Annotated in this window: 5 protein-coding genes; 2 read left to right on the top strand and 3 right to left on the bottom strand. The window is 48.2% G+C overall.

Features of this window, described 5'->3' with window-relative positions:
• The coding region (locus VMT62_00370) for a hypothetical protein (protein HVN94859.1) at nucleotides 1-274 on the top strand (274 nt) is incomplete at its 5' end.
• A gap of 57 nt (nucleotides 275-331) precedes the next feature.
• Here the strand turns inward: VMT62_00370 and VMT62_00365 are convergent.
• Both VMT62_00365 and VMT62_00360 read right to left on the bottom strand, forming a co-directional pair.
• Nucleotides 332-736 carry a DUF2784 domain-containing protein gene (locus tag VMT62_00365; protein HVN94858.1) on the bottom strand — a complete coding sequence of 135 codons (405 nt, stop codon included), beginning with the start codon at nucleotides 734-736 and terminating at the stop codon, nucleotides 332-334.
• A gap of 97 nt (nucleotides 737-833) precedes the next feature.
• A complete protein-coding gene (locus tag VMT62_00360) occupies nucleotides 834-1,313 on the bottom strand; it encodes a class II SORL domain-containing protein (protein ID HVN94857.1) in 480 nt (159 codons plus the stop codon).
• A gap of 524 nt (nucleotides 1,314-1,837) precedes the next feature.
• Here VMT62_00360 and VMT62_00355 point away from each other — a divergent pair.
• On the top strand, nucleotides 1,838-2,251 hold the full coding sequence (locus VMT62_00355; protein HVN94856.1) for a hypothetical protein: 414 nt from the start codon (nucleotides 1,838-1,840) through the stop codon (nucleotides 2,249-2,251).
• Between the two features lie 469 nt (nucleotides 2,252-2,720).
• Here the strand turns inward: VMT62_00355 and VMT62_00350 are convergent, their stop codons facing one another.
• Nucleotides 2,721-3,587 carry a hotdog domain-containing protein gene (locus VMT62_00350; protein HVN94855.1) on the bottom strand — a complete coding sequence of 289 codons (867 nt, stop codon included), beginning with the start codon at nucleotides 3,585-3,587 and terminating at the stop codon, nucleotides 2,721-2,723.
• Between the last annotated feature and the right edge of the window lie 561 nt (nucleotides 3,588-4,148).

Raw genomic sequence — 4,148 nt, 5'->3', positions numbered from 1 at the left:
GGGCGGGATTGTGCCAACTGGCCGGGTTGACCGCCATCATACCCTTATGGTGGGCGCTACGAGAGAGCGCTCCGTGCTACAGGGATTTCATCCCATCTGTAAGAGAACCCCCTTTCTCGAATGGAGAAGAGGGGTTCTCTTACGTTCGCCATCCGTTTTTAATTCACAAAGCACAAAGAACCATTATTCGAGGTGCTCCCATGCCAGCAGGGCTACGGTAAGATTTTCGGAGAGCGCCTTGAGACAAGGCTCAGGCCGGAACCTGCGCCAATAACAACGACATCGTATTCCTTCATCGTGTACCTCTTCTTTTCAATAACCGGCAGCGAATCTATTGCTTTCTCTGAAACTGCGGCGGAATGAGAATATACGTGAAGACGACCAGAAGTCCGAATGCAATATGCATGACGGTAAAGACCCAGGAAGGAAAATTGTAGAAGATGATGAGACGGACAAGGCGCGCAATGAAGGAGAGATTCTTCTCCACCGCCTGACTGGTCAGTTGCCGCAGGTCGTATTCCCACGCAGTGAGAGGACAGTTGATTCCCGTGGCTGCTTCAACCGCAACAAGCCCGACCGCCACGAGATGGCTGATGCGAAATAGAGGGTTTCTTATTCCCTTCCATCCGAAAATGGCGCCCACAAGAATGACTATCTCGCCACCGACCGCAAACAGGACGTAGAAAAGGTGGGTGACAACGATAACGTCTGCAACCAGAGCATAGTGGGCTTTCATGGGTGGCAGAAATGGGAAAATAGCGGCTCCGCCGCAAAAAAACGAAGACGCATCCCGAGAACCGCAGGCCTTACTGGTCTGAGATGCTCCGAGGCTGTTACGTCACGGTCAGGTCGAGGCTGCCTTCCCAGTAGCCATGGAGATTACATCGTTGATGGGCGATGAGCGTGACCTTGCCTGAAGGCGCAGATTCTTTTGTCAAAGTTACAACGAATGTCGTCTTTGGACTCAGGTATCCCCTGGGCTGAAAATCCATCCTGCCGGCAGGCTCATTGCCTATGTTCAGTTCTATAAACTCGATCCAGTGAACTGGTGCCATAGGATGAATGACTTCCCCGACACTGACTTCAACAGTAAACGGTTCCCCGGCCTTGACCGTTTGGGGAGCCTTTATGACAGGGGCATGCGACTTCTCCAACGGGGTCTTGCTCGACGGATTCTTAACCCTGTTGATATCTTCAAAGAGGCTCTGATCAACCTTCGTTGGGAAATATCTTTCAGCCGCATGGATTTGTCCGGCAACTCCCGCTGCCATGGTACCAATGGCTACGCTTTTAAAAAAAGTTCTCCTATCCATAGCTCCTCCCATTACTCAAAGCGATTTAGAAACAAATAACGCTCAACGCCTGTCGCAGGCCTTTAAGGGTAATACTAATCACGCAATGGCCTGCTTGCCAGGCAGGCGTATATTACGGGCGTCCATCAACGTGGGACTGACCAATCGGTAAATTTATGGGCGATCTGCGGGTTGCTCGACACCTCTTTTTTCTCACAAATACCTTTGGATGGCTAAGGAGTGCTGAACTGTTGCATCGGTCCTTCACAGGCCGAGATTCACATCACGCGTGGTATCAGAGACTTCTTCATTTGAGACTCGACAGTCGATCAGCGACATAACGGCTGCCAATTTTATACCGACACAGTATAATTAGTGTGTATTTATGATTATGCGTACCGGCCAACCATTTTGAAGCCCTTTCCGCAACTATTTCTTGACGTGATACGCTGACAGGCCATAAAATTGCAGCAAATGCAGAATAAGCATAAAAAAAGATGTTATGTGTGGGTATACATTAGCAACGCCAAAAAGGAGGATCAGACATGCCTAAAGAACTCAAGGTTCGATGGGGTTGGCTTAAGGCTATGTATATTTATACTATCATTGGCGCGGGTGGAGTCGGGCTGGGAATAGTTGTCATGCCTGATGGAATGCGCTCAATCTTCGGCTTTCCAAGCCAAGATGCGATTGTTTTTGGCCTTTGTGGAAGCGTCTATGTGGCATTCGGGCTTTTGTCGATCTTGGGCCTGCTGTCTCCTTTGAAATTCTCCCCTATTTCATTGTTTCAGTTGTGTTACAAGGTAGTCTGGTTCATTGGCGTGATTCTTCCTATTCTATTTGCAGGGAAATTTCCGAATTATGCGCTCATCTATGTTGTGGTTTTTGCAACCTATGTCATCGGAGATCTGATCGCAATACCTTTTTCATATGTTTTCGCCAAACAGTCAGATCGGTAGGACGAGTCATTTGGGAGAAGACTGTCAAACAAAAAGACCACATACCCACCGGATGGAGCCGACCCCTACAGCCAGTCGCGGCTCATCCGCCCGTTGATAGTTACTGACGGTAATACGCAATACTTTCGTTATCCCTGAATGCTCCACTTGATAGGTGTACATCAGCATTTTTTCGGTGTCAGCTCATGCTGAAAAATTTATCTAAGGAAATTTTATCGATGTCTTCCTGGTAGTGCTGCATTCTTACATCTTTCGTTTTCTGCTCCATTACAAAGCGAAAGAAATATCATAATCCGTCAGCTTGTGGGGCACAAATTGGTTACGATTGATCTCTGAGTCAAAGAACTGCCTGTAACCTTCTTGCGATAGCGGATAACTTAATTTGTCGCGCTGCAGAAGCTCGGCAAAACCAAAAGAAAAGACTAGAGACGAGAACGCGAAGGTCAAGCTAATAGCATACTATTCGAGTTTAAACTACCCTCTTTCTTTTCCTAGCCTCATATTTTGCCTGCGCTTCGTTGAAAAGCTCTTGTTCTTCTTCGGTGCTTATAATTAGTGGCGGCATTGCCACCGGTTTTCCTTGTTCATTCACGGCTACCATAACAAAATCCGCCTTATGCGTAGGCAGCTTTATTTCGGTAAAAAGTTTCTCCAAATAGACTTCCACCCTGACCGTCGCGGAAGAATGGCTGACGAAAACAAGCCGGGAATGAACGATAACCAAATCCCCCACTTTAACAGGATTCAAAAACGTTATCTCATCCACCGCTGCTGTCACTGTCAGTGTATGACAGTGACGGACAGCAGCCACGCCAGCAGCGTTATCCATCAGCTTCATGAGTTCACCACCGTGTACATTACCCGCAGGGTTTGCTTGGTCCGGCAGCATCACTTGGGCCATATACGTACGAGAATGTCCTACCGTCCGGCCCTTTATTTCTTCACCACTTTCCATGGTTTCGAGGATCTTAGTCAAACTCTGTGCGTGGCTGGCTTCAACGCCAGCCAATCTGCAGAAGAACTCGGCAATTTCCGTGAATCCCTCCCTTTCAGCAACCCTGGCTGCCTCCGGATAGACCTTTTCAGCCTCCTCGTGTTCCTTTAGTATTGCTGTTTCTAGGTTTGCTTTAACGCCTTTTACGCCTTCTAAAACTCTGAAACTATGACGAGCATGCTCCATTTCGTTTTGAGCGGTAGCCAGATATATATCGGCCAGCTCTTCTTGCCCTGCCTCCTTAGCTGCTTGTGCCATCTCGCCATACCGGAAAGAGATGTAAAGCTCGTCTGTCAGAAGCTTCTGTAGATTTCGTTCTGTTTCGCTACCACGTATCTGCATGTTTCCCCTCTTCCCTGTTGTCCCATTCATTGGTTGAGATTGAAGCCTTGCTCACACGTGGGTAGTCCGCGTAACTCATAAGGAGAACAAAGCTACATAAGACTAAACACGAAAAAGCGATTTGTCTATTTCAAAAAAAACTGGGCATGTATGGGCTGACCCTCTTCTTTCGCTTCTAGGAGCCTTGCTGACTCATCACATTATTCGAGAGATAAGGGCCAATGCTTGTTAGCAACGCGTATTCCTCACCCTCATGGATCATGCTCGGGCAAATATTGTGGAATTATGCAATTCGCTGCCCGAGCATGTCTTCCTGAACTGGTGATCTGAAGATTTCTTGCTCTGGTACCAGCTTCGAGGCGGTAATGGTGCACTTTCATTAGATCAGAAACTTAAGTCGGACGCGAGGCGGCGCGGTGTTTTCCGGCACGGCACGAGATTCAGCACCCGGGTGGCAACATCAACCGGGCTCGTGTGTGCAACGTGTTCGCCTTTCACATCGAGGTCTTTTGCATTCGTCGCTCCCGGCTATTGACATCTGTCGTGCGCAGCCTGATATTA

This window comes from Syntrophorhabdaceae bacterium (genome assembly GCA_035541755.1).
In the GTDB taxonomy this organism is placed as follows: domain Bacteria; phylum Desulfobacterota; class Syntrophorhabdia; order Syntrophorhabdales; family Syntrophorhabdaceae; genus PNOF01.
The sequence above is the reverse complement of the archived record's forward strand: the minus strand, read 5'-3'. Positions and strand labels throughout refer to the sequence as shown.

What these genes read in the sequence shown, in the direction of transcription:
- VMT62_00365 (HVN94858.1), bottom strand. Translation starts at nt 736, where the DNA reads ATGAAAGCCCACTATGCTCTGGTTGCAGACGTTATCGTTGTCACCCAC.
- VMT62_00360 (HVN94857.1), bottom strand. Translation starts at nt 1,313, where the DNA reads ATGGATAGGAGAACTTTTTTTAAAAGCGTAGCCATTGGTACCATGGCA.
- VMT62_00355 (HVN94856.1), top strand. Translation starts at nt 1,838, where the DNA reads ATGCCTAAAGAACTCAAGGTTCGATGGGGTTGGCTTAAGGCTATGTAT.
- VMT62_00350 (HVN94855.1), bottom strand. Translation starts at nt 3,587, where the DNA reads ATGCAGATACGTGGTAGCGAAACAGAACGAAATCTACAGAAGCTTCTG.